This is a genomic window from Neisseria sp. HMSC078C12 (assembly GCF_001838065.1).
Lineage (GTDB): Bacteria > Pseudomonadota > Gammaproteobacteria > Burkholderiales > Neisseriaceae > Neisseria.
In genome coordinates, this window is the sequence record NZ_KV835590.1 from 1 (window position 1) to 1,478 (window position 1,478).

The 1,478-nt window shown below is 56.1% G+C and carries 2 protein-coding genes; both read right to left on the bottom strand.

Translation table 11 applies throughout. The features are described 5' to 3' along the window. Window positions 1–42: 42 nt before the first annotated feature. Window positions 43–879: an aminoglycoside O-phosphotransferase APH(6)-Id gene (locus HMPREF2596_RS03300; protein WP_000480968.1), complete on the bottom strand. Its 837-nt coding sequence runs from the start codon at window positions 877–879 to the stop codon at window positions 43–45. Beyond that, on the bottom strand, window positions 879–1,478 hold a 600-nt coding region (locus HMPREF2596_RS03305; RefSeq protein WP_048266673.1), incomplete at its 5' end, for an APH(3'') family aminoglycoside O-phosphotransferase. The genes HMPREF2596_RS03305 and HMPREF2596_RS03300, both read right to left, overlap by 1 nt.

Genomic DNA, 1,478 nt, shown 5'->3' on the forward strand with positions numbered 1-1,478 from the left:
AGATTGATGTGTTCCCAGGGGATAGGAGAAGTCGCTTGATATCTAGTATGACGTCTGTCGCACCTGCTTGATCGCGGCCGCGATAGCTAGATCGCGTTGCTCCTCTTCTCCATCCGCGTTCCAAGCTGCGGAAAGGCACCCATAAGCGTACGCCTGGTCGAGCAGGCGACGCGGATCGACGTCCAGCGCACGAGAGAATGCGTCCGCCATCTGTGCAATGCGTCTAGGATCGAGACAAAGGTCGTCTCTGTCAGCCGGATCGTAGAACATATTGGCGGCGCCAAAGCCCACTTCACCGACCAGACCGACGGGATCTATCACCAGCCAGCCGCGACTGGAGAACATGATGTTTTCATGATGCAGATCGCCATGTAGCCCACGCAGTTCCGAGGCATTGCTCATCATTTGATCGGCTATAATCGCCGCGTGGACGTAGTCAGTTTGACAACCTGCGTTTTGATCATCGCGCGCCCGCTGAAACAAAGCTGCAAAGCGATCCCGGATCGGGAGAAGGGCAGAAGGCAGGGGTTCCTCAGATGCGGCATACAGCTTCGCCATTAGTTCCGCTGCAATTTCGGTCGCCTGGTAGTCGCCGTGCTCGGCAACGATGTGAGAGAGCATTCGCTCCCCGGCATATTCGAGCAACATCAGATTGTTCTCACGACCGAGCAACCGGACTGCTCCCCTCCCATTGCGCCATACCAGATAGTCGGCCCCGCGCAGTTCATCAGCAATGTCTTCTATAGGTTTCAATCCCTTGACGATTGCAGGAGTCCCGTCTGGCAATGAAACTTTCCAAACGAGGCTGGAAAAGGTGTCCGCAATGAGAACAGGTTGCGAAACGTGCCAATGAGCAGGAAAAACAGGCGGCATGAACATCAACCCCAAGTCAGAGGGTCCAATCGCAGATAGAAGGCAAGGCGTTCGCGGTCGGGGGCTTCGATCCCCAATACATTGAATAGGACAGCGAAGGCGCGCTCTGCTTCATCTGGCGCTGCCCAGTTCTCTTCGGCGTTAGCAATCATGAGTGCCAAATCGGCATAGCGATCTGCTGTTCCGAGCCGCCCAAGGTCGATCAGACCCGTGCATTGAAGAGTTTTAGGGTCCACCATGAAGTTCGGCATGCAGGGATCACCATGGCAAACAACCATATCGGTGCGCTCTTGGTCGAGCCGCACCGGTAGCTCTCGTTCGACACGAGCCAAAAGATCGAGCTGCGGCGTACTCTTGTCCTCGTCCGGTAAGAAGTCGGGATTGACGGCATTGCGGGACACCACATCAACGGCGCGTCCGAACATTCGCGACAGCCTGCGCTCAAACGGACATTGATCAACCGATAGGCTGTGAACAGCGCCAAGTTGCTGCCCCATTGACGGCCACGCTTTGAGCAAATCCGCTCCAGACAGATCAGCCGCCGGTACTCCCGGAATTGCCGTTATCACCAAGCATGCACCCTCCTGTTCCTCCTGCCAGTTGAT

Bases quoted from the DNA above. Each gene is read 5' to 3' on its own strand.
- HMPREF2596_RS03300 (WP_000480968.1), bottom strand. From the start codon at position 879: ATGTTCATGCCGCCTGTTTTTCCTGCTCATTGGCACGTTTCGCAACCT.